Below are 19,524 nucleotides of genomic sequence, written 5' to 3' on the forward strand. Positions count from 1 at the left end.
GGGCCATGCTAGGGCGGGCTGGGAACGGGCAATAGCCAATGCCTGCAGACCTGTATCCGTTTTCTGCAGGCTGCGAACGGCCCGAAGGGACGCCAGGATCCCAAGGCCGCTGGAAGTCCGGCTGGCGATCGCCAGGCAAGGTCCTGCGGACCTTTTCGCAGCCTCGCAGGCTCGGCAGCGGCTACCAGCCGCCGAGCCGAGAGGCGGGCCCATCAAGGGCTCAGTGCCGACGCTTGAGGGTGTCGGAGGGCAGTTCGCCGTATTGCTGGCGGTAGCTTTGGGCAAAACGCCCAAGGTGCAGGAAGCCGAAATCCAGGGCCAGTTCGGTGACGTTGCGCACCGGGCTGTGCGGGTCGCTGAGGCAGGCGTGCACCCGTTGCAGTTTCTGCTGGCGGATGTAGTTCTTCGGCGTGGTGCGGGCGTTGCGTTCGAACAGCGCGTACAGCGAGCGCAGGCTCATGCGCGCCTGTTGCGCCAGTTCTTCGCAGCCGATGTCGTGCTTGAGGTTGCGTTCGATGTAGTCGGCAATCCGTTCGAAGGTCGCCGCCGAGGCGCCCAGGGCACCGCGCTGCACGTTGGTCTGCATCAGCCCCAGCAGTTTGCCCACCAGGATGTGCGCGTAGTGCTCCTGGACCTTGGGCATGCTTTCCAGGGCTTCGGCTTCCTGGCACAGCAGGCTCAGCAAGGGCACGAAGCCTTCCAGTTCCTGCAGTTGGTAGCGCTGGCGCAGAAAGCGCACGCCCTGCCCCGGGTACTGCCAGCGCTGTTCCTGGCAGGCGTTTTCCACCAGGTGGGTGGGAATCTTGATGATGAATTTTTCGCAGTCGTCGGAATAGGTCAGGTCCACCGGGTCGTCGGGGTTGATCAGCAGCAGTTCCCCCGGGGCGAAGTAGTGCTCCTGGCCCGGGCCACGCCACCGGCAGTGGCCCCGCAGCAGTACTTGCAAGTGGTAGATGCTTTCCAGGGCCGGCGAGGTGACGCGCACGCTGGCGCCGTAGCTGATGCTGCACAAATCCAGGCTGGCCAGGGCCCGGTGCTGCAGGCTGGCCTGGGGATGGCCGGCCCGGGGCAGGCGGATGCAGTGGCTGCCCACATGCTGGTTGACGTAACCGGATACGGCATAGGGATCGGCTTGAACAAACACGCTGCTGCGCTCACTCAACAGATGCATCTGCATGATCGGGTCACTCTGATGGTTCTTATTGGGTCTGCGCTTCAGGCACGCAGCGCAGTCTCGTCAGGCCCGGCATAACGGCAAAAGCCACGGGCACCTGGGTCGGTGCTCCGTGGCCGGGCCAGGCACGGTCGGCGCTTCAATCCTCCAGGGCGCGGACCCGCTCGTGGCGCTGCTGCTCTTGCGGCTGGGCCGAAGACTGCAGGGTGAAGTCGAACTCGATCTCGGCAAAGCGCCCGCTGACCCCCAGGGCCTTGGCCCGAGCCTGGTCTTCGCTGAAGGTGATCTGGGCGATCAGCTCGTCGCGAGTGGCGTAGGCAAAATCGTCGTGCAGGTACTGGTCGCCATCCAGGTTGATCTGGGTGGTCAGATGGCGATGGTCATCGGCCGAGATGAAGAAGTGGATGTGCGCCGGGCGCTGGCCATGGCGGCCCAGTTGGTCCAGCAGTTGCTGGGTCGGGCCATCCGGCGGGCAACCGTAGCCGGACGGCACGATGCTGCGAAAGCGGTAGCGGCCCTCGGCGTCGGTGACGATGCGCCGGCGCAGGTTGAACTCCGACTGGCTGCCGTCGAAGTAGGAATAGGTGCCGCCGGTGTTGGCGTGCCAGACATCGACGATGGCCCCGGCCAGTGGCTCGCCGGCGGTGTTGCGGACCTGCCCCTGCATGAACAGCACCACCCCCGGGTCGACGCCGTCGTCCAGGCGCGCTTCGCCCTGGCTCAGCGGTGCACCGGCCACGTACAGCGGCCCTTCGATGGTGCGCGGAGTGCCGCCGGTCTTGCCCACCTGTTCGTCGGCGGCGTCCATCAGCAGGTCCAGGTAATGCTCCAGGCCCAGGCCCGCGGCCAGTAGCCCGGCTTCCTGGCGGGCGCCGAGAACGTTGAGGTAGTTGACGGCCTTCCAGAACTCTTCCGGGGTGATCTCCAGGTCTTCGATGATGTTCACCGAATCCCGCAGGATGCGGTAGATGATGGCCTTGGCCCGGGGGTTGCCGCCCTCGGTGAACTGGCCGCTGGCTTCTTCAAGAAACTGCTGGGCGCTGGCAGTGTGGGAAATTCTGACGTTCATGATTAATCCTCATCTTGTATTTATTAGAGTGGTGAACGGGCTGGCACGGTCTCAGCGGTCATCCTCATGAATGGAAGAAGGATGCCTGCACATCGCATCAACTTCGATGGCCATGTAGGGGTACAGCGGCAATTGCATCAGGGTGTCGTGCAATTCCTGCACGCTGTCGACGTCGAACACGCTGTAGTTGGCGTACAGCCCGGCGATGCGCCACAGGTGGCGCCACTTGCCTTCGGCCTGCAGGCGTTGGGCCAGGGCCTTTTCGTCGGCTTTCAGCTGCGCGGCGCGCTCGGGGTTCATGTCGACCGGCAGGTTCACGGTCATTTTCACGTGGAATAGCATGCAGCCCTCCTCAGGTGTGATGCAGCACGGGGGTGGTTTTGTCGCGACGGAAGAACGCCAGGCGCTCTTCGTCCAGGCTCAGGCCAAGGCCCGGTGCCTTTGAGACATGCAGGTGGAAATCCCGGTACACCGGCGGCTCGGCGAGGATGTCCTCGGTCAGCAGCAGCGGGCCGAACAGTTCGGTGTCCCAGCTCAGTTTGTTCAGGGTCAGGAAGGCGTGGGCCGAGGCCAGGGTGCCGATGCCGCCCTCGAGCATGGTGCCGCCGTACAGGCCGATGCCCGCCGCCTCGGCAATTGCCGCGGTGCGCAGGGTGGCGCGGGGGCCGCCGTTCTTGGCGATCTTCAGGGCGAATACCGAGGCCGCCCCTTCCCGGGCCAGGTTGAAGGCGTCTTCCACGCACTCGATGGATTCGTCGGCCATGATCGGTGCCGGGCTGCTGGCATTCAGGCGCACCATGCCGGCGCGGTTGTTGCGCGAAATCGGTTGTTCGATCAGGTCGATGCCATTGCCGCCGAGGATGCGGCAGGCGCGCAGGGCCACGGCTTCGTCCCAGGCCTGGTTGACGTCGACCCGCACGCTGGCGCTGTCGCCCAGGGCCTTCTTGATGGCGATCACGTGGGCCAGGTCGCGGTCCACTTCACCGGCGCCGATCTTCAGCTTGAAGATGCGGTGGCGGCGCAGATCGAGCATCTTCTGCGCTTCGGCGATGTCCTTGGCGGTGTCACCGCTGGCCAGGGTCCAGGCCACCGGCAGGGCATCGCGCACCCGGCCGCCCAGCAGTTCGCTGACCGGCAGCCCGAGGCGCTTGCCCTGGGCGTCGAGCAAGGCGCTTTCGATACCGGATTTGGCGAAGGTGTTGCCGCGGATGCTCTGCTCCAGGCGCAGCATGGCGGCGTTGATGTTGCTGGCGTCCTGGCCGATCAGCAGCGGCGCGACGAAACGGTCGATATTGGTCTTGATGCTGTCCGGGCTTTCATTGCCATAGGCCAGCCCACCGATGGTGGTGGATTCCCCCAGGCCTTCGATGCCGTCGGCGCAGCGCAGGCGGATCAGCACCAGGGTCTGGTTCTGCATGGTGTGCATGGCCAGCTTGTGGGGGCGGATGGTCGGCAGATCGACGATGATCGTCTCGATCGATTCAATGGCAGAAGCGTGCATTTCCATACCCATCAGGTTCTTGAAGTTCTGCCAGCGATTCTGTCCCGGCTTTTTCCGGGGTTCCAATATAGAATTGGTCTGGCTTGATACCTTTAAGGTATGCACTTCACCACTGGGGAGCTGTCATGGAACTGCGTCATCTGCGCTATTTCCAGGTGCTGGGGGAAACCCTCAATTTCACCCGCGCCGCCGAGCGCCTGCACATCGCCCAGCCGCCGTTGAGCCGGCAGATCCAGCAGTTGGAAGACGAGTTGGGGGTGCTGCTGCTGGAGCGTGGCCGGCCGTTGCGCCTGACCGCCGCCGGGCGGTTTTTCTATGAACATTCCAACCGGGTACTGGAGCAGTTGGGCAAGGTCTGCGACAACACCCGGCGCATCGGCCTGGGGCACAAGACCTGGCTGGGCATCGGCTTTGCCCCTTCGACCCTGTACGGCGTGCTGCCGCAACTGATCCGCCGCCTGCGCAGCAACGGCACCCTGGAACTGGAACTGGGCCTGTCGGAGATGACTACCCTGCAGCAGGTGGAAGCCTTGAAGGCCGGGCGCATCGATATCGGCTTCGGGCGTATCCATATCGACGACCCGGCCATCGTGCAGAAGGTGCTGACCGAAGACCGCCTGGTGGTCGCCCTGCCCGCCGGCCACCCGCTGCTGGGGCAACCGGTGAGCCTGGCGCAACTGGCGGACGAGCCTTTCGTGCTGTACCCGGCCAACCCGCGCCCGAGCTACGCCGACCATGTGATCGCGCTGTTCAACGCCCGCGGCCTGAACCTGAAGATCGCCCAGTGGACCAATGAACTGCAGACCGCCATCGGCCTGGTGGGCGCCGGCATCGGCATTACCCTGGTACCGGCCTCGGTGCAGGTGCTGCACCGTGACGACATCGGCTTCTGCCCGCTACTGGAGGCCGAGGCCACCTCGCCGATCATCCTCAGCCGCCGCATCGGCGAGCCCTCGCCGGGCCTCACCCACTGCCTGCACCTGATCGCCCAGTTGCGCAGCGAGATCGGCCGCGAACACCCCATCGTCAGCTGAAAGCACAACCGCCGGCCCCATCGAAAGACGGGCACCGGCGGCTCTCTTGCAGCTTGGAACGGGCGGCTGCCCTTAGAAGGTCAGGCCCACCTTGAAGCCATACTCGTTACGCTTGAGCTTGGTGTTGTCAGCCACAGGCGTATCTTCGTCCAGCTTGTACTCGGTGCGGGTGTAATAGACCCCGGCCATGACTGGCAGCGAGCCGTTCTGGTTCATCAAGAAATTCACCTCGGCGTAAGGGTTGGTGCGGTCCTTGAGGTCCACGGTGTCGCTGCCGACGTCATCCACCTTGAGCCGCGCCTTGCCGTTGATGGTATGGCGCGCACCCAGCTCGACGCGCATGGTCAGGTCGTCAAACTGGTGGTTGTAGCCCAGGGCAGCCTTGGCGAAGGGCGACTTGTTGGTGAGCTTCATGTCGTAGTCGCCGGTGTCCGGCTCGTAGCGGGTCCAGGTGTAGCCACCCCCCACCAGCACATCGACAAAGTTGCGTGCGTCCAGGGCGGCGCGCCAGCCCAGGTCGAGGTCGGCCTGGCCCTCCTTGAGTTTGTTGTCGTGCTTCTTGCCGAACTTGGCCTCGACCCCGGCCTGGTAGATCAGGCCCGATTCGGCGGTCATCTTGTTGCCGAAGTTGTAGAACACACCCCCTTCACCCAGGTGCTCCTTGTCGCTTTCACTACCGCCTTCGAGCTTGAAGTCGTTGTAGCTACCGAGGATACCCAGGGTGGAAATCGGCCCGGTGGCCGGGGCGGCCATGGCGCTGCTGGAAAGGGCCAGCAAGGTGGCTGCAGAGGTGCTGGCCAGAAGGGTTGCGAATACCTTTGACATCGTGTGTAGATCTCCCTGTTTGAATAAGGCAAATGCTGCAGGAGCCTTTTCGAGGGAAGCCAAAAGCAAAAGGTTCTAATTATTTTTCACGTTTTTTTCACATCCCTGTGAAGCCTCGCCCCCGCAGGGGCTTTAGGCCTTACAATAGGGCGCTCAATACAGGGCGTAGTCTTTGGGGCAGTGCATGGAAGTATCGAGAGCCGGCCTGATCATCCGGCGCATTCTGGCTTATCTGGTCGACGGCCTGCTGGTACTGCTGCTGTGGTTTGTCCTGTGCCGACTGGCCGAACGCCTCCAATACCCGGATATGGAGCAATTCTCCACCTGGTGCCTGCTGGCCACCTGGTGCCTGTATTTTCCCCTCAACGAATACCTGTGGCGTGGCTACACCACCGGCAAGGCACTTTGCGGCCTGCAAGTGATCAATGGCATCGGCCAGCCCCCCTCGCTGTTGCAGGTATTGATCCGCTCGGCGACCCGCCCCTTCGAAGCGGCCATCAGCCCGGTGACCCTGCTGATCTGCTGCGAATCAAGCCGCGGCCAGCGCATCGGCGACCGGCTGGCGCGCACCTATGTCATCCCGTGCAAGGATCTGGCGCGACTGCGTGGCTTGATGGCCGCTCAGCCGAACCTGCCTTGAGCATCCGGCCGTAACCCATTCAGTCTTGCGCCCTGGCGTGGCGCTTTTTCCGGGAGTCTTCATGGCAATCGATCAACACCCGCATGAACAGGCCTTGGTCACGTTCCTCGAACAGCGCCCCGAGCTGCGCGAACAGCTGGACAACCTCAACCCCCTGGAAGCCCGGGCCCGGGGCGAAACCCCGGCGCAGTATCGCGCCGAGCGCCTGCATGAAGCCTTCGAGGCCGAAGCCGAACGCCTGGGGCTGTTCGCCTGGGAACTGAGCCTGCAACTGACCGCTGCCAACCCCGAGGAATTCCACGCCCAGCGCCTCGAAGTGCACCGGGAAGTGGCGGAGATGGCCGGCATGCCGTGGGACGAGTACTGCACCCTGCACCACCTTGACCCTCGGCCTTGACCCGCACGCGCCCCTCGCAGTCCCTGTTCAGGAGAACCGACGATGTTGCCTTCGACTTCCACGCAATCGGCCAGCGCAGCCCTGCAGCACACGCAGAAATGGCGCGGACGGGTCGGCCTCGGGCTGGTGGCCTGCCTTTCGGTGCTGGCGGGGATGACCGACGCCATCGGCTTCATGGCCACCGGGGATTTCGTTTCCTTCATGAGCGGCAACACCACGCGCATGGCCGTAGCCATCAGCGATGGCGAACCGGGCCTGGTGCTGCGCCTGCTGCTCCTGGTGGCGACCTTTATCGTCGGTAACGCCCTGGGCGTGGTGGTCAGTCGCCTGGCCGGGCACCGTGCCCTGCCCTTGCTGCTGAGCATCGGAGCCTTGCTCTGCGCCTCTGCCGCCTGGCCTTTCGAGCAGCAACTGCCGGCCCTGCTGGCGGCCATCATTGCCATGGGCATGCTCAACGCCGCGGTGGAGGAAGTGAACGGCCTGCCCATCGGCCTGACCTACGTCACCGGCGCCCTCTCACGCTTTGGCCGCGGCCTGGGGCGCTGGATGCTCGGCGACCGGCGCAACGGCTGGCGGGTGCAACTGGTGCCCTGGAGCGGCATGTTCGCCGGGGCGGTGCTGGGCGCCTTGCTGGAACAGCACCTGGGGCTCAAGGCACTGTATGTCAGCGGGTTGTTTGCCGTGCTGCTGGGTGTGGCGTCATTGAAGATCCCCCGCCGCTGGCAACTGGGCTACAAGAACCGCTGACATTGAGCATGGCTATCAGCTGAACAGGCCGCCGCTGTCGGTATCGATCACGATCGACGACAGGCTGATATGCCGCGGCCGGGTCAGGGCGAAGATCACGGCCTCCACCACATCACGGTTGGTGCCCTGCTCGCCCTTCTGCCGCGCCGGAATCTGCTGCCAGGCCTCATCCAGCGGCGAGACATCCTCCAGGTACGGCGGGTGCACGCACAGCGAGCGCACCGGCGTGCCCTTGAGCATCTGCCGCAGGCCATCGGCCAGGGCCAGTTGCCCGTGCTTGGCCGCATAGAACGGCAGCGACACGCTGTGCAGCGGTGCATTGGGCAAGCCGCTGATGGAGCCGATGGTGACGATGTCCGGGCGCTTGGAAGCCTTGAGCACCGGCAGCAGGCCCTGGGTCAGGAGGAAGGTGCCGCTCAGTGCGGCGTCGATCACCCCGGTGACTTCAGCGGCGCTGTGGGGCTGCTCGCTGGCCTCCAGCCACATGGCGCCGTTGTTGATCAGGATGTCCACTTGCGGGTGGCGGACGTGGATCTCAGCCAGGGCGGCCTTGACGCTGTCGCTGCTGGCCAGGTCCACCACCACCTGATCGGCGGGGCTGCCGGTACGCGCCTCGATGGCCGCGCTGACCTGCGCCAGGGCCTCGGGGTTGCGCCCACAGAGAATCAGCTTGCAGCCCTGGTCCGCCAGGCTGATGGCCAGCGCGGCCCCCAAGCCCCTTCCGGCCCCCGTGACCACTACCACCGCCGAATTCAAATCCATCATCCCTTGCTCCTTGTCCCCGGTTGAATGAAGGCGCGAGTCTATCCCTCGCTTCGCAGTTTGGGGCCGGGCAAAGCTTTACCCGATATGTCCTGCATGCCTGGAACCAGAGCCCCAGGGGCGAAACGGGTTTAGCCGATGTTCGGAGAAAGCTTTATCATGGCCGCAGTTTTATCCATCGAGTCCGTCATGAAGTTCGCCATCGCCCTGTTCTCTGCCGCCCACGCGCCTTCCTCGCGCCGCGCCCTGCTGTTCGCCCAGGCGGCGCTGGCGGGCGGGCATGAAATTGTCCGGCTGTTTTTCTACCAGGACGGCGTGTACAACGCCGCCAACAGCATCGTCACGCCCCAGGACGAACAGGACCTGCCTCGGGAATGGCGCGAGTTTGTCGGCCAGCATCAACTGGACGGCGTGGTGTGCATCGCCGCAGCCCTGCGCCGGGGTGTGTTGAATGCTGACGAAGCCCAGCGCTATCAACGCACGTCGGTGAGCGTCGAAGCCCCCTGGGAGCTCTCGGGGCTCGGGCAATTGCATGACGCGGTACAGGCCGCCGACCGCCTGATCTGTTTTGGAGGGGCGTGACATGGCCAAATCCCTGTTGTTGATCAGCCGCCAGGCGCCGTGGACCGGCCCTGGCGCCCGGGAAGCGCTGGATATCGTCCTGGCCGGCGGCGCCTTCGACCTGCCCATCGGCCTGCTGTTTCTCGATGATGGCGTGCTGCAACTGGCGCCCGGGCAACAGGCCTCGCTGCTGCGCCAGAAAGACCTGAGCGCCAACCTGCAGGCGCTGTCGCTGTTCGGCGTCGACGAACTGTTTGCCTGCAGCGCCAGCCTCGCTGCCCGCGGCCTCGACCCGGCGAGCTTGAGTCTTGACGATGTACAGCTGCTGGACGCCCCGGAACTGGCCGGGATCATCGACCGTTTTGACCAGGTGATTACCCTCTGATGTCGACCTTGCATGTGTTGTCCCACTCGCCCTTCACCGACACCCGCCTGAGCAGTTGCCTGCGTCTGCTAGGCAGCGCCGACGGCCTGCTGCTGTGCGGCGACGCCGCCTATGCCCTGCAACCGGGCAGCGCCATTTGCAGCGAACTGAGCACCCGTAGCGGCTTGAATCTGTACGTGCTGGAAGAAGACCTGAACGCCCGCGGCCTGGCCCTGCCGGCCTGGGCCCGCGCGGTGGACTACCCGGGCTTCGTCGAGCTGTCCCTTCAGCATGACAAGGTCAACACCTGGCTATGAGTACCTTGACCGTGGGCGCTCGCGCCATCGAACTGGACAAGGACGGCTACCTGGTCAACCTCGACGACTGGTCCGCCGACGTGGCCCAAGCCCTGGCCGCCAATGAAGCACTTGAACTGAGCCCGGAACACTGGGAAATCCTCGAGCTGCTGCAAGGCTTCTATAGAGAGTTCCAGCTGTCCCCGGCCACCCGCCCGCTGATCAAGTACACCGCCCTCAAGCTGGGCCCGGACAAGGGCAACAGCCTGCACCTGAACCGACTGTTCAAAGGCACTCCCGCCAAACTTGCCGCCAAGCTGGCGGGCCTGCCCAAGCCGACCAATTGCCTATGAACGATTTCGCCCCCCTGCTCACCCAAACCCCGGAAGAACACCCTTTCGCCCAGTTCGTGCGCATCCTTGGCAAGGGCAAGCGCGGCGCGCGCAACCTGACTCGCGAGGAAGCCCGGGAAGCCATGGGCATGCTGCTGGACGGCAAGGTCGAGGACACCCAGCTGGGCGCCTTCCTCATGCTGCTGCGGCACAAGGAAGAAAGCCCGCAAGAGCTGGCGGGCTTCACCGAAGCCTTGCGCGAACGCCTGAACGCCCCGGCGATTGCCCTGGACCTCGACTGGCCGACCTACGCCGGCAAGAAGCGCCACCTGCCCTGGTACCTGCTGGCGGCCAAGTGCCTGGCACAGAACGGCGTGCGCATCCTGCTCCACGGTGGCGGCGCCCACACCGCCGGGCGCTTGTACACCGAACAATTGCTGGAACCCCTGGGGATTCCCCTGTGCCGTGACTGGCAGGCGGTCGGCCAGGCACTGGACCAGGGCAACCTGGCCTTCATGCCCCTAGGGGACTGGGCGCCGCAACTGCAGCGCATGATCGACTTGCGCAACATCCTCGGCCTGCGCTCACCGATCCATTCCCTGGCGCGAATCCTCAACCCCCTGGGCGCCCGCTGCGGCCTGCAGAGCATCTTCCACCCCGGCTACCAGGCAGTGCACCGCGATGCCAGCGGCCTGCTGGGGGACAACGTCATCGTGATCAAGGGCGATGGCGGCGAGATCGAGATCAACCCGGACACCGCCAGCCATCTGTACGGCAGCACCGGTGGCGTCAGTTGGGACGAGGAATGGCCGGCACTGTCGGCGCAACGCCATGTGAAACCTGCCAGCCTGGAACCCGAGCACCTCAAGGCGCTGTGGCGCGGCGATGTAGAAGACAGCTACCCGCAACTGGCCCTGCTGGCGACCATGGCCCTGGCCTTGCGCGGCCTGGGCACGCCCCGGGAGCAAGCCTTCGCCCTGGCCCAGCAGTACTGGGATGCCCGGGACAGATCGATTTAATCGATCAAAACCGCCCATGCTTTGCGCTTTTTGTTCGAACCCAGGGGCATAGACTGCACTCCAACGCAAAACAGCCGAGGAGCATTTCATGGGTCTGCTGATCGAAGGGCGCTGGCATGACCAGTGGTACGAAAGCGGCAAGGACGGCGCCTTCCAACGGGAACAGGCGCAACGTCGCCACTGGGTCACCGCCGATGGCCGCCCCGGCCCCAGCGGTGAAGGCGGCTTCGCTGCCGAGGCCGGGCGCTACCACCTTTATGTGTCCCTGGCCTGCCCCTGGGCCCACCGCACGCTGATCCTGCGCAAGCTCAAGGGTCTGGAAAAGCTGATCGACGTCTCGGTGGTCAGCTGGCTGATGCGCGAGAACGGCTGGACCTTCGACACCGCCTACGGCTCCAGCGGCGACCCCCTGGACCACTTCGACTTCATGCACCAGCGCTACACCGCCGACACCGCGGACTACACCGGCCGCGTCACCGTACCGGTGCTGTGGGACAAACAGCGCCAATGCATCGTCAGCAACGAATCGGCGGAAATCATCCGCATGTTCAACAGCGCCTTCGACGGCTTGACCGGCAATGGCCTGGATTTTTATCCGCAGCCATTGCGCGCACGCATTGATGAACTCAACGCGCGCATCTATCCGGCACTGAACAACGGCGTGTACCGCGCCGGGTTCGCCACCTCGCAAAAGGCTTATGAGACGGCGTTCGATGATGTCTTCGCCGAACTGGATGCGCTGGAGGCCCTGCTCGACACGCAGCGCTACCTGGCCGGCGAGTACCTGACCGAAGCCGACGTGCGGCTGTTCACCACCCTGATCCGCTTCGATGCGGTGTACTACAGCCACTTCAAGTGCAACCTGCGGCGGATTGCCGATTACCCGAACCTGTCGAACTGGCTGCGGGAGCTGTACCAGTGGCCGGGGATTGCCCAGACCGTGGACTTTACCCACATCAAGGGGCACTACTACGCCAGCCATCGCACCATCAATCCGACCGGGATTGTGCCCAAGGGGCCGTTACAGGACTTCAGCCGCGGCCATGATCGGCAGCGGTTGAGTGGGCAAGGGGTTTGGTGCAGGGGTTGAGGACGCTTTCGCCGGCAAGCCGGCTCCTACAACAGCGGAATGTGTAGGAGCCGGCTTGCCGGCGAAGCTTTTCAGACCTCGGACTGAGCGCCTTCGAACCAGGCCAGCTTCTCGCGTAGCTGGACCACTTCGCCAACGATCACCAAGGTCGGGGCATGCACTTCGTGTTCCGCCACCAGGGCCGGCAGGTTGCCCAGGGTGCCGGTGAAGACACGCTGGTTGCTGGTGGTGCCCTGCTGAACCAGCGCCGCCGGGGTGTCGGCGCCGCGACCGTGCTTGATCAGTTGCTCGCAGATGGTCGGCAAGCCCACCAGGCCCATGTAGAACACCAGGGTCTGGGCCGGCGCCACCAGGTCGCTCCAGGGCAGGTTGCTGGTGCCGTCCTTGAGATGGCCGGTGACGAAGCGCACTGACTGTGCGTAGTCACGGTGAGTCAGGGGAATCCCGGCATAGGCCGAGCAACCACTGGCCGCGGTAATCCCCGGCACCACCTGGAACGCAATGCCGTGGGCCGCCAGCTCTTCGATCTCTTCGCCACCCCGGCCGAAGATGAACGGATCACCACCCTTCAGGCGCACCACCCGCTTGCCTTGCTGGGCCAGGGTCACCAGTTGCTGGTTGATCTGTTCCTGGGGCACGGCGTGATCGGCACGACGCTTGCCGACGTAGATGCGTTCGGCGTCGCGGCGGCACAGCTCGAGAATCGCCGGCGCCACCAGGCGGTCGTAGAGCACCACATCGGCCTGCTGCATCAGGCGCAGGGCGCGGAAGGTCAGCAGGTCCGGATCACCCGGGCCTGCACCCACCAGATACACCTCGCCCGGCGCATGAGGCGCCTTGCCCGCAATCTTGGCCTGCAACAGACGTTCGGCTTCCGCCCCCTGCCCCGCCAGCTGACGATCGGCAATGGGCCCTTGGAACACGTCCTCCCAGAACGCCCGGCGTTGCTGCACATCCGGAAACAGGCCTTTGACCTGGGCGCGGAAACGCGCCGCCAACCCGGCCAGTTGGCCGTAGGTGGAAGGAATCCAGGTTTCCAGCTTGGCCCGGATCAGCCGCGCCAGCACCGGCGCATCGCCGCCACTGGAGACTGCGATGACCAGCGGCGAACGGTCGACGATGGCCGGGAAGATCACGCTGCACAGGGCCGGCGCGTCCACCACATTGACCGGCACGCAACGCCGATGGGCATCGGCGGAGACCTGGGCATTCAGGGATTCGTCGTCGGTGGCGGCGATGATCAGGGTGCAGCCGTCGAGGTCCGCCTCGACATACCCGCGCAACAGGGACTCACCGCCGCTGGCGACGATCAGTTCCTGCAATTGCGCTTCTATTTCAGGTGCGACCACTCGCAGCTGCGCACCGGCATCGGCCAGCAGACGGGATTTGCGCAAGGCAATCTCCCCTCCGCCGACCACCAACACACGACTGCCGCGAAGGTTGTGAAACAGCGGCAGATATTCCATTTAGCCGATGACCTCAAGGCCACCCATGTACGGCTTCAGCACATCCGGCACACGGATCGAACCGTCGGCCTGCTGGTAGTTCTCCAGCACCGCCACCAGGGTGCGACCCACGGCCAGGCCGGAACCGTTGAGGGTGTGCACCAGCTCCGGCTTACCGGTTTCCGGGTTGCGGAAGCGCGCCTGCATGCGGCGGGCCTGGAAGTCGCCACAGTTGGAGCACGAGGAGATCTCGCGGTACTTGTCCTGGCTCGGTACCCAGACTTCCAGGTCGTAGGTCTTGACCGCACTGAAGCCCATGTCGCCGGTGCACAGGGCCAGTACGCGGTACGGCAGTTGCAGCAGTTGCAGGACTTTCTCGGCGTTGGCGGTCAGGCCTTCCAGGGCTTCCATGGAGGTCGACGGCTCGACCACCTGGACCATCTCGACCTTGTCGAACTGGTGCTGGCGGATCATGCCGCGGGTGTCGCGACCCGAGGCACCGGCTTCACTACGGAAGCACGGCGTGTGGGCGACGAACTTCAGCGGCAGTTGCTTGGCGTCGAGAATCTCGCCAGCGACGATGTTGGTCAGCGACACTTCAGCGGTCGGGATCAGGTACAGATCGGCTTCGCCTTCGCGAGTGATCTTGAACAGGTCTTCCTCGAACTTCGGCAACTGGCTGGTGCCCACCAGCGCCGGAGCCTGCACCAGGTACGGGGTGTAGGCCTCTTCGTAGCCGTGCTCGCCGGTGTGCAGGTTGATCATGAACTGCGCCAGGGCGCGGTGCAGACGGGCGATCGGGCCGCGCAACAGGGCAAAACGCGCGCCGGACAGCTTGGCGGCGGTTTCAAAGTCCAGCCAGCCGTGGGTTTCGCCCAGGGCCACGTGGTCCTTGATCGGGAAATCGAAGGCGGTCGGAGTGCCCCAGCGGCGCACTTCGACGTTGCCGTCTTCGTCTTCGCCCACCGGCACCGACTCATGGGGCAGGTTGGGAATGCCGAACAGGATCGAATCCAGTTCGTTCTGGATGTTTTCCAGCTCCGCCTTGCCGGAGCTCAGCTCGTTCCCCATGCGCTCAACGTCGGCCATCAGCGGGGCGATGTCTTCGCCGCGTTGCTTGGCCTGGCCGATGGACTTGGAGCGCGCGTTACGTTCAGCCTGCAGTTGCTCGGTGCGGGTCTGCACGGTCTTGCGCTGTTCTTCCAGCGCTTCGATGCGTGCCACATCCAGGGCAAAGCCGCGGGATGCCAGACGATCCGCTACGTCCTGGAGGTTGCTACGTAACAGTTTGGAATCGAGCATGTCGTTCTCTCGTTTATCAAAGTTTGGTCAAGGACAGGCCGGCCCAGGTAGCAAGCAGCCCGCCGAATACACTCAGTGCCGCGTAGCCCAGGGCCAGCGCCACTTGTCCGCTTTCCAGCAGACGCACGGTATCCAGTGAAAAGGATGAAAAAGTCGTCAGGCCACCGAGGAAGCCCACTATCAATCCGGCACGCACTTCGATCGGCACTTCCGGACGGACCAGGAACAGCCCGTACAACACGCCGATCAGCAGGCAGCCCACGATATTAACGGCCAGCGTCGCGGTATAGAAGTGCCGCGGCCAATTGGCGTTGATCCAGTTGCCGGTGGCAAAGCGCAACAGGGTGCCGGCCACGCCGCCGGCGGAGACTGCGAGGATCAGGGGGATCAAGGTTTTCTCCGCTGCAAGGGGCTGGCCCGGTCCAGGGCGGCCAGGTGCTTGAGCTTCTCGCCGATCTTCAGTTCCAGGCCACGGGGCACCGGCTGGTAGAGCGGCAAGGGTTCGAGTTCTTCGGGGAAATAGTCTTCACCGGCGGCGTAGGCATCCGGCTCGTCATGGGCGTAGCGGTATTCGTCGCCGTAGCCCAGTTGCTTCATCAGCTTGGTCGGAGCATTGCGCAGATGGATCGGCACTTCCAGCGAGCCGTGCTCGGCAGCAGCGCGCATGGCGGCCTTGAAGCCCATGTACACGGCGTTGCTCTTCGGCGCACAGGCCAGGTAGGTGATGGCCTGGGCCACTGCCAGCTCGCCTTCGGGGCTACCCAGGCGCTCCTGCACATCCCAGGCCGCCAGGCACAGGCTCAGGGCCCGCGGGTCGGCGTTGCCAATGTCTTCGCTGGCCATGCGCACCACGCGCCGGGCCAGGTACAACGGGTCGCAGCCGCCGTCGAGCATGCGCGCGAACCAGTACAGGGCGCCGTCGGGATTGGAGCCGCGCACCGACTTGTGCAACGCGGAAATCTGGTCGTAGAAGGCTTCGCCGCCCTTGTCGAAACGCCGGCGGGTGTCACCCAGCAGGCTTTGCAACAGATCGACACTGATCTCGCCACCGTCTTCCGCCAGGTCCGAGGCGTTTTCCAGCAGGTTGAGCATGCGCCGGCCATCGCCATCGGCGGCCGACAGCAACATCTGGAAGCCTTCATCGCTGAGGCTCAGCTGGCGCTTGCCCAGCCCCCGCTCCTCGGTCAGGGCGCGCTGTACCAGGGTGCCCAGGGCCGCTTCATCCAGGCTCTTGAGCACATAGACCCGCGCTCGGGAGAGCAAGGCGTTGTTGAGCTCGAAGGACGGGTTTTCCGTGGTGGCGCCGATAAAGATCAGCGTGCCGTCTTCCACGTAGGGCAGGAAGGCATCCTGCTGCGATTTGTTGAAGCGGTGCACTTCGTCGACAAACAGAATGGTTCGCCGACCGTATTGCCCGGCCTGCTGCTTGGCGACTTCCACCGCCTGGCGGATCTCCTTGACCCCGGCCAGCACCGCCGAGACGGTTTCGAAGTGGGCATCCGAGACTTCCGCCAACAGCCGCGCCAGGGTGGTCTTGCCGACCCCGGGCGGGCCCCAGAAGATCATCGAATGCAGCGCGCCCTGCTCCAGGGCCTCGCGCAGCGGCTTGCCCCGGGCCAACAGGTGCTGCTGGCCAACGTACTCGTCCAGGTTGGTCGCACGCAGGCGTGCGGCCAGTGGCTGGGCAATCGGGGCACTACGAAACAGGTCCATGGACTACCTTCGAAACCTTGCGGTTGCGGCTGCTTACTCTTGGATCACATCGGCACCCTTGGGGATGTCGAACTTGAACTTGGACGCCGGGATGGCTTCGTTGGCCTTGACCCCGGTGAACAGGATATTGGTGCGCTGGCCAACGCTGTCGATCAACTGCATGTCGTTGATCATGCCGTTGCGAAACGACAGGCGCAGGCTGTCGAACAGGGTGTCGCGGGTTTTCGGCTTGAGGGTGAAGTCCATCACGCCGCCGGCTTCCTTGGAGGTGATGTCGAAGCTTTCGCTGATTTTCGACACGTCACCGGAGAGCAACAGGGCCGGGGTCTGGGTTAGGCGCTGGTCGAGCTTCTTGATGGTCACCTGCTCCAGGTCCGGGTCCCACAGGGAGACTTTCTGGCCGTCGGAAACCATCAGCTGTTCTTGTGGCGCATCGGTGTGCCAGTAGAACAGGCCCGGGCGCTGCAGGGACATCTCGCCGGCGGTTTCCTGCAACTGGGTGCCGCTGCCATCCAGGGTCAGCTGGGAGAAACGCGCGGTCAGGGTCTGGGACTTTTCCAGCAACTGGGTCAGGCGCGCCACGTCTTTGGGGTCGGCGTGGGCCGACAAGGTGGTCACAGCCAATACCGGCAGCAGCAACATGCGAATCAGGCGCATGGAATTCCTCATTAATTGGATGGGTATACGAGCGGCGTGACTTCACGCCGCTGCAAGCGAAACAGGGATCAGTCGCGCGTCGGGCCCGGCGCCAGCACTTCGCGGGAGCCGTTGGTGTTCATCGCCGTCACCACCCCGGCCATTTCCATGGCCTCGATCATCCGGGCGGCGCGGTTGTAGCCAATCTTCAGCTTGCGCTGTACCGCCGAGATCGAGGCCCGGCGGCTTTCCAGGACGAACTGCACGGCTTCGTCGTAGAGCGCGTCGGCTTCCGGATCATCGCCGTCACCCCCGCCGCTGCTACCTTCGAAACCACTGCCCGCCTCTTCGACACCGTTGAGGATATCGTCGTTGTATTCCGGCGCACCGCGCAGCTTCCAGGCCTCCACCACGCGGTGCACTTCATCATCGGAAACGAAGGCGCCGTGGACGCGGATCGGCAGGCTGGTGCCCGGCGGCATGTAGAGCATGTCACCGTGGCCCAGCAATTGTTCGGCACCGCCCTGGTCGATGATGGTCCGCGAGTCGATCTTGCTCGACACCTGGAACGCCATACGGGTCGGAATGTTGGCCTTGATCAGGCCGGTGATCACGTCCACCGATGGGCGCTGGGTGGCGAGAATCAGGTGGATACCGGCGGCACGGGCCTTCTGGGCGATACGGGCGATCAGTTCCTCAACCTTCTTGCCGACGATCATCATCATGTCGGCGAATTCGTCCACCACCACCACGATGGTCGGCAGCTTGGTCAGCAGCGGCGCTTCGTCGTGGATGCTTTCGCGGTTGTACAGCGGGTCGGCCAGCGGGGTACCTGCTTCAATCGCTTCCTTGACCTTGGCGTTGAAGCCCGAGAGGTTGCGCACGCCCATCTTGGCCATGAGCTTGTAGCGCCGCTCCATCTCAGCCACGCTCCAGCGCAGGGCGTTGGCCGCGTCCTTCATGTCGGTCACCACCGGGCACAGCAGATGCGGAATGCCCTCGTAGATCGACAGTTCGAGCATCTTCGGGTCGATCATGATCAGCTTGGCGTCTTCCGGGCCGGACTTGAACAGGATCGACAGGATCATCGCGTTGACCCCCACCGACTTACCGGAACCGGTGGTACCGGCCACCAGCAGGTGAGGCATTTTTGCCAGGTCAGTGATGATCGGCTTGCCGCCGATATCGTGACCCAGGGCCAGGGTGACCGGGGATTTGAAGTTGTCGTATTCAGGGGTCGAGAGCACTTCGGAGAAGCGCACGATCTGCCGGTCTTCGTTGGGAATCTCGATGCCCACGGTGGTCTTGCCGGGAATCACTTCCACTACGCGAACACTGGTCACGGCCAGGGAACGCGCCAGGTCCTTGGCCAGGTTGGCGATCCGGCTGACCTTCACCCCTGCCGCCGGCTGGATTTCGTAACGGGTAATCACCGGCCCCGGGTGGATCGAATCCACCGAGACTTCGACGCCGAACTCCTTGAGCTTGATCTCCAGCAGGTGGCCAACCGCCGCCAGGGATTCGGGGGAATAGTTCAGCTGTTTCTTTTCTGCCGGGTCGAGGATCGAGATCGGCGGCAAGGTGCCTTCCACCGCGCTGTCGACGAACAACGGCACCTGTTTCTCTTTCTGCACGCGCTTGCTGGGCTCCGGCGCCTTGGTGGCGATCGGCGTGATCACTGGCGGCACCTGCTTTTCGCGCTCGGACATGTGCTTGCTCAGGGCCTGCTCGCGCTCGATAAGGCGCTCCTTGACCTTGGCCTGCTCGCGCTTGTCGGCCACGTTCGGGGTCACGACTTCATCGACCCGGGCATCCACTTCGCGCAATTGCGCCACCAGTTGCTTGCGCTCCACGCGCGCATCCCACCAGCGGTTGGCGGCGCCCTGGAACAGTTCGAACAGGTCGAGGGTGATCTTGCCGGTCACGTCCATCACCTTGAACCACGACAGGTCGGTGAACACCGTCAGGCCGAACAGGAACAGGGCAATGAACATCAGGGTGCTGCCCTGCACGTTCAGGGCATTCTTGGCCAGGTCGCCCAGGCTTTCGCCCAGGGCGCCACCGGCACCGGCCGGCAGGCCCGTGGCGGCATGGAAATGGATATGGGCCAGCGCGGCGCCCGACAGCACCAGGAACACCAGGCCGATCAGCCGCCAGGAAAACAGCCAGCCGCTCCACTGCCAGGGCTCATGGCGCTGGCGGAAGATCTGGTAGGTCTTGATCGCCAACAGCAGCGGGAAGATATAGGCGAAGTAACCCAACACCATAAACAGGATATCGGCGCTGTAGGAACCGGCCGGGCCACCGAAGTTCTGCACGTCTTCAATCTTGCTGTTATGACTCCAGCCCGGATCATCTTTCCCATAGGTCAGAAGTGCCATCATCAAGAACAGGCACAGGGCGCCAATGGCGATCAACGCACCTTCCTTGAGCCGGTAGTGCAATTGTTGACGCCAGAGCGGAACAACAGGTTTAGGTGCTGCGGTGGATTTCTTCAAAACGCGTCTTTTCCTGCGCCAAGGGCGCGTCCAACGGGTGATTGACTACAAGATACTGCTCAATCCGAGCAGGTAAATAAAGTTGACCGGCGTAACTGGGGCTACTTTTAACACTCTGC

The 19,524-nt window shown here is 64.1% G+C and carries 22 protein-coding genes; 10 read left to right on the forward strand and 12 right to left on the reverse strand.

From position 1 onward, the window contains the following. Nucleotides 1–220 precede the first annotated feature (220 nt). The 4 genes from BLS75_RS29585 to BLS75_RS29600 all read right to left on the reverse strand — a co-directional run bounded on the left by BLS75_RS29585 (nucleotide 221) and on the right by BLS75_RS29600 (nucleotide 3,744). Nucleotides 221–1,177, reverse strand: coding sequence for an AraC family transcriptional regulator (locus BLS75_RS29585; RefSeq protein ID WP_011062147.1), 957 nt, complete (start codon nucleotides 1,175–1,177; stop codon nucleotides 221–223). Nucleotides 1,178–1,313: 136 nt separating this feature from the next. Further along, complete coding sequence (catA, locus tag BLS75_RS29590) at nucleotides 1,314–2,243, reverse strand: catechol 1,2-dioxygenase (protein ID WP_011062148.1); 930 nt, start codon at nucleotides 2,241–2,243, stop codon at nucleotides 1,314–1,316. 51 nt (nucleotides 2,244–2,294) lie between these two features. Next, nucleotides 2,295–2,585, reverse strand: coding sequence for a muconolactone Delta-isomerase (gene catC / locus BLS75_RS29595; RefSeq protein WP_011062149.1), 291 nt, complete (start codon nucleotides 2,583–2,585; stop codon nucleotides 2,295–2,297). Between the two features lie 10 nt (nucleotides 2,586–2,595). After that, nucleotides 2,596–3,744: a muconate cycloisomerase family protein gene (locus BLS75_RS29600; RefSeq protein ID WP_011062150.1), complete on the reverse strand. Its 1,149-nt coding sequence runs from the start codon at nucleotides 3,742–3,744 to the stop codon at nucleotides 2,596–2,598. Nucleotides 3,745–3,869: 125 nt separating this feature from the next. On the opposite strand from BLS75_RS29600, the gene BLS75_RS29605 reads away from it, so the two are divergent. Further along, a complete protein-coding gene (locus tag BLS75_RS29605; RefSeq protein ID WP_072452748.1) occupies nucleotides 3,870–4,778 on the forward strand; it encodes a LysR family transcriptional regulator in 909 nt (302 codons plus the stop codon). A 72-nt stretch (nucleotides 4,779–4,850) separates the two neighbouring features. Here the strand turns inward: BLS75_RS29605 and BLS75_RS29610 are convergent, their stop codons facing one another. Further along, complete coding sequence (locus BLS75_RS29610; protein ID WP_011062152.1) at nucleotides 4,851–5,603, reverse strand: outer membrane beta-barrel protein; 753 nt, start codon at nucleotides 5,601–5,603, stop codon at nucleotides 4,851–4,853. 184 nt (nucleotides 5,604–5,787) lie between these two features. On the opposite strand from BLS75_RS29610, the gene BLS75_RS29615 reads away from it, so the two are divergent. From BLS75_RS29615 to BLS75_RS29625, 3 genes are all read left to right on the forward strand, one after another. After that, complete coding sequence (locus BLS75_RS29615) at nucleotides 5,788–6,243, forward strand: RDD family protein (protein ID WP_072452746.1); 456 nt, start codon at nucleotides 5,788–5,790, stop codon at nucleotides 6,241–6,243. A 61-nt stretch (nucleotides 6,244–6,304) separates the two neighbouring features. Continuing rightward, entirely contained in the window at nucleotides 6,305–6,640 is a 336-nt protein-coding gene (locus tag BLS75_RS29620; RefSeq protein WP_011062154.1) for a DUF6388 family protein, read from the forward strand. 42 nt (nucleotides 6,641–6,682) lie between these two features. Further along, the gene (locus tag BLS75_RS29625; RefSeq protein WP_011062155.1) at nucleotides 6,683–7,387 is read left to right on the forward strand and encodes a YoaK family protein; all 705 of its coding nucleotides are present in this window, start codon (nucleotides 6,683–6,685) and stop codon (nucleotides 7,385–7,387) included. 15 nt (nucleotides 7,388–7,402) lie between these two features. Here the strand turns inward: BLS75_RS29625 and BLS75_RS29630 are convergent, their stop codons facing one another. Then, the gene (locus tag BLS75_RS29630; protein WP_011062156.1) at nucleotides 7,403–8,152 is read right to left on the reverse strand and encodes an SDR family oxidoreductase; all 750 of its coding nucleotides are present in this window, start codon (nucleotides 8,150–8,152) and stop codon (nucleotides 7,403–7,405) included. 186 nt (nucleotides 8,153–8,338) lie between these two features. Between BLS75_RS29630 and tusD the strand changes: the two genes are divergently transcribed. The 6 genes from tusD to BLS75_RS29660 all read left to right on the forward strand — a co-directional run bounded on the left by tusD (nucleotide 8,339) and on the right by BLS75_RS29660 (nucleotide 11,811). Then, nucleotides 8,339–8,731, forward strand: a complete 393-nt coding sequence (gene tusD / locus BLS75_RS29635) for a sulfurtransferase complex subunit TusD (RefSeq protein WP_019092899.1) — start codon at nucleotides 8,339–8,341, stop codon at nucleotides 8,729–8,731. Between the two features lies 1 nt (nucleotide 8,732). Next, on the forward strand, nucleotides 8,733–9,095 hold the full coding sequence (gene tusC / locus BLS75_RS29640; protein WP_011062158.1) for a sulfurtransferase complex subunit TusC: 363 nt from the start codon (nucleotides 8,733–8,735) through the stop codon (nucleotides 9,093–9,095). Beyond that, nucleotides 9,095–9,391 carry a sulfurtransferase complex subunit TusB gene (gene tusB, locus BLS75_RS29645; RefSeq protein WP_065363243.1) on the forward strand — a complete coding sequence of 99 codons (297 nt, stop codon included), beginning with the start codon at nucleotides 9,095–9,097 and terminating at the stop codon, nucleotides 9,389–9,391. Before tusC ends, tusB begins: the two co-directional genes overlap by 1 nt. Further along, complete coding sequence (locus BLS75_RS29650; RefSeq protein WP_019092901.1) at nucleotides 9,388–9,723, forward strand: TusE/DsrC/DsvC family sulfur relay protein; 336 nt, start codon at nucleotides 9,388–9,390, stop codon at nucleotides 9,721–9,723. The genes tusB and BLS75_RS29650 overlap by 4 nt, the downstream gene beginning before the upstream one ends. After that, entirely contained in the window at nucleotides 9,720–10,721 is a 1,002-nt protein-coding gene (locus tag BLS75_RS29655; protein ID WP_011062161.1) for a glycosyl transferase family protein, read from the forward strand. The genes BLS75_RS29650 and BLS75_RS29655 overlap by 4 nt, the downstream gene beginning before the upstream one ends. Before the next feature lie 88 nt (nucleotides 10,722–10,809). Next, entirely contained in the window at nucleotides 10,810–11,811 is a 1,002-nt protein-coding gene (locus BLS75_RS29660) for a glutathione S-transferase family protein (protein ID WP_072452745.1), read from the forward strand. A gap of 71 nt (nucleotides 11,812–11,882) precedes the next feature. On the opposite strand, the gene cysG is transcribed toward BLS75_RS29660, so the two are convergent. The 6 genes from cysG to BLS75_RS29690 form a co-directional block, all read right to left on the reverse strand. Next, nucleotides 11,883–13,277, reverse strand: coding sequence for a siroheme synthase CysG (gene cysG / locus BLS75_RS29665; protein WP_072452743.1), 1,395 nt, complete (start codon nucleotides 13,275–13,277; stop codon nucleotides 11,883–11,885). Beyond that, on the reverse strand, nucleotides 13,278–14,558 hold the full coding sequence (gene serS, locus BLS75_RS29670; protein WP_072452741.1) for a serine--tRNA ligase: 1,281 nt from the start codon (nucleotides 14,556–14,558) through the stop codon (nucleotides 13,278–13,280). A gap of 16 nt (nucleotides 14,559–14,574) precedes the next feature. Beyond that, the gene (gene crcB, locus BLS75_RS29675) at nucleotides 14,575–14,949 is read right to left on the reverse strand and encodes a fluoride efflux transporter CrcB (RefSeq protein ID WP_011062165.1); all 375 of its coding nucleotides are present in this window, start codon (nucleotides 14,947–14,949) and stop codon (nucleotides 14,575–14,577) included. Continuing rightward, on the reverse strand, nucleotides 14,946–16,271 hold the full coding sequence (locus BLS75_RS29680) for a replication-associated recombination protein A (protein ID WP_015636284.1): 1,326 nt from the start codon (nucleotides 16,269–16,271) through the stop codon (nucleotides 14,946–14,948). The genes crcB and BLS75_RS29680 overlap by 4 nt, the downstream gene beginning before the upstream one ends. Before the next feature lie 33 nt (nucleotides 16,272–16,304). Beyond that, entirely contained in the window at nucleotides 16,305–16,928 is a 624-nt protein-coding gene (gene lolA, locus BLS75_RS29685; protein WP_011062167.1) for an outer membrane lipoprotein periplasmic chaperone LolA, read from the reverse strand. 68 nt (nucleotides 16,929–16,996) lie between these two features. Then, nucleotides 16,997–19,405, reverse strand: a complete 2,409-nt coding sequence (locus BLS75_RS29690) for a DNA translocase FtsK (RefSeq protein ID WP_015636285.1) — start codon at nucleotides 19,403–19,405, stop codon at nucleotides 16,997–16,999. Nucleotides 19,406–19,524: the final 119 nt, after the last annotated feature.

Origin of the sequence: Pseudomonas sp. NFPP12, from assembly GCF_900103205.1 — a bacterium.
Lineage (GTDB): Bacteria > Pseudomonadota > Gammaproteobacteria > Pseudomonadales > Pseudomonadaceae > Aquipseudomonas > Aquipseudomonas protegens.

What these genes read in the sequence shown, in the direction of transcription:
- BLS75_RS29620 (WP_011062154.1), top strand. Translation starts at nt 6,305, where the DNA reads ATGGCAATCGATCAACACCCGCATGAACAGGCCTTGGTCACGTTCCTC.
- BLS75_RS29655 (WP_011062161.1), top strand. Translation starts at nt 9,720, where the DNA reads ATGAACGATTTCGCCCCCCTGCTCACCCAAACCCCGGAAGAACACCCT.
- BLS75_RS29625 (WP_011062155.1), top strand. Translation starts at nt 6,683, where the DNA reads ATGTTGCCTTCGACTTCCACGCAATCGGCCAGCGCAGCCCTGCAGCAC.
- BLS75_RS29600 (WP_011062150.1), bottom strand. Translation starts at nt 3,744, where the DNA reads ATGCACGCTTCTGCCATTGAATCGATCGAGACGATCATCGTCGATCTG.
- BLS75_RS29615 (WP_072452746.1), top strand. Translation starts at nt 5,788, where the DNA reads ATGGAAGTATCGAGAGCCGGCCTGATCATCCGGCGCATTCTGGCTTAT.
- BLS75_RS29605 (WP_072452748.1), top strand. Translation starts at nt 3,870, where the DNA reads ATGGAACTGCGTCATCTGCGCTATTTCCAGGTGCTGGGGGAAACCCTC.
- tusC (WP_011062158.1), top strand. Translation starts at nt 8,733, where the DNA reads ATGGCCAAATCCCTGTTGTTGATCAGCCGCCAGGCGCCGTGGACCGGC.
- BLS75_RS29650 (WP_019092901.1), top strand. Translation starts at nt 9,388, where the DNA reads ATGAGTACCTTGACCGTGGGCGCTCGCGCCATCGAACTGGACAAGGAC.
- serS (WP_072452741.1), bottom strand. Translation starts at nt 14,558, where the DNA reads ATGCTCGATTCCAAACTGTTACGTAGCAACCTCCAGGACGTAGCGGAT.
- catA (WP_011062148.1), bottom strand. Translation starts at nt 2,243, where the DNA reads ATGAACGTCAGAATTTCCCACACTGCCAGCGCCCAGCAGTTTCTTGAA.
- BLS75_RS29585 (WP_011062147.1), bottom strand. Translation starts at nt 1,177, where the DNA reads ATGCAGATGCATCTGTTGAGTGAGCGCAGCAGCGTGTTTGTTCAAGCC.
- tusB (WP_065363243.1), top strand. Translation starts at nt 9,095, where the DNA reads ATGTCGACCTTGCATGTGTTGTCCCACTCGCCCTTCACCGACACCCGC.
- cysG (WP_072452743.1), bottom strand. Translation starts at nt 13,277, where the DNA reads ATGGAATATCTGCCGCTGTTTCACAACCTTCGCGGCAGTCGTGTGTTG.
- BLS75_RS29680 (WP_015636284.1), bottom strand. Translation starts at nt 16,271, where the DNA reads ATGGACCTGTTTCGTAGTGCCCCGATTGCCCAGCCACTGGCCGCACGC.
- catC (WP_011062149.1), bottom strand. Translation starts at nt 2,585, where the DNA reads ATGCTATTCCACGTGAAAATGACCGTGAACCTGCCGGTCGACATGAAC.
- lolA (WP_011062167.1), bottom strand. Translation starts at nt 16,928, where the DNA reads ATGCGCCTGATTCGCATGTTGCTGCTGCCGGTATTGGCTGTGACCACC.
- BLS75_RS29610 (WP_011062152.1), bottom strand. Translation starts at nt 5,603, where the DNA reads ATGTCAAAGGTATTCGCAACCCTTCTGGCCAGCACCTCTGCAGCCACC.
- BLS75_RS29630 (WP_011062156.1), bottom strand. Translation starts at nt 8,152, where the DNA reads ATGATGGATTTGAATTCGGCGGTGGTAGTGGTCACGGGGGCCGGAAGG.
- tusD (WP_019092899.1), top strand. Translation starts at nt 8,339, where the DNA reads ATGAAGTTCGCCATCGCCCTGTTCTCTGCCGCCCACGCGCCTTCCTCG.
- BLS75_RS29660 (WP_072452745.1), top strand. Translation starts at nt 10,810, where the DNA reads ATGGGTCTGCTGATCGAAGGGCGCTGGCATGACCAGTGGTACGAAAGC.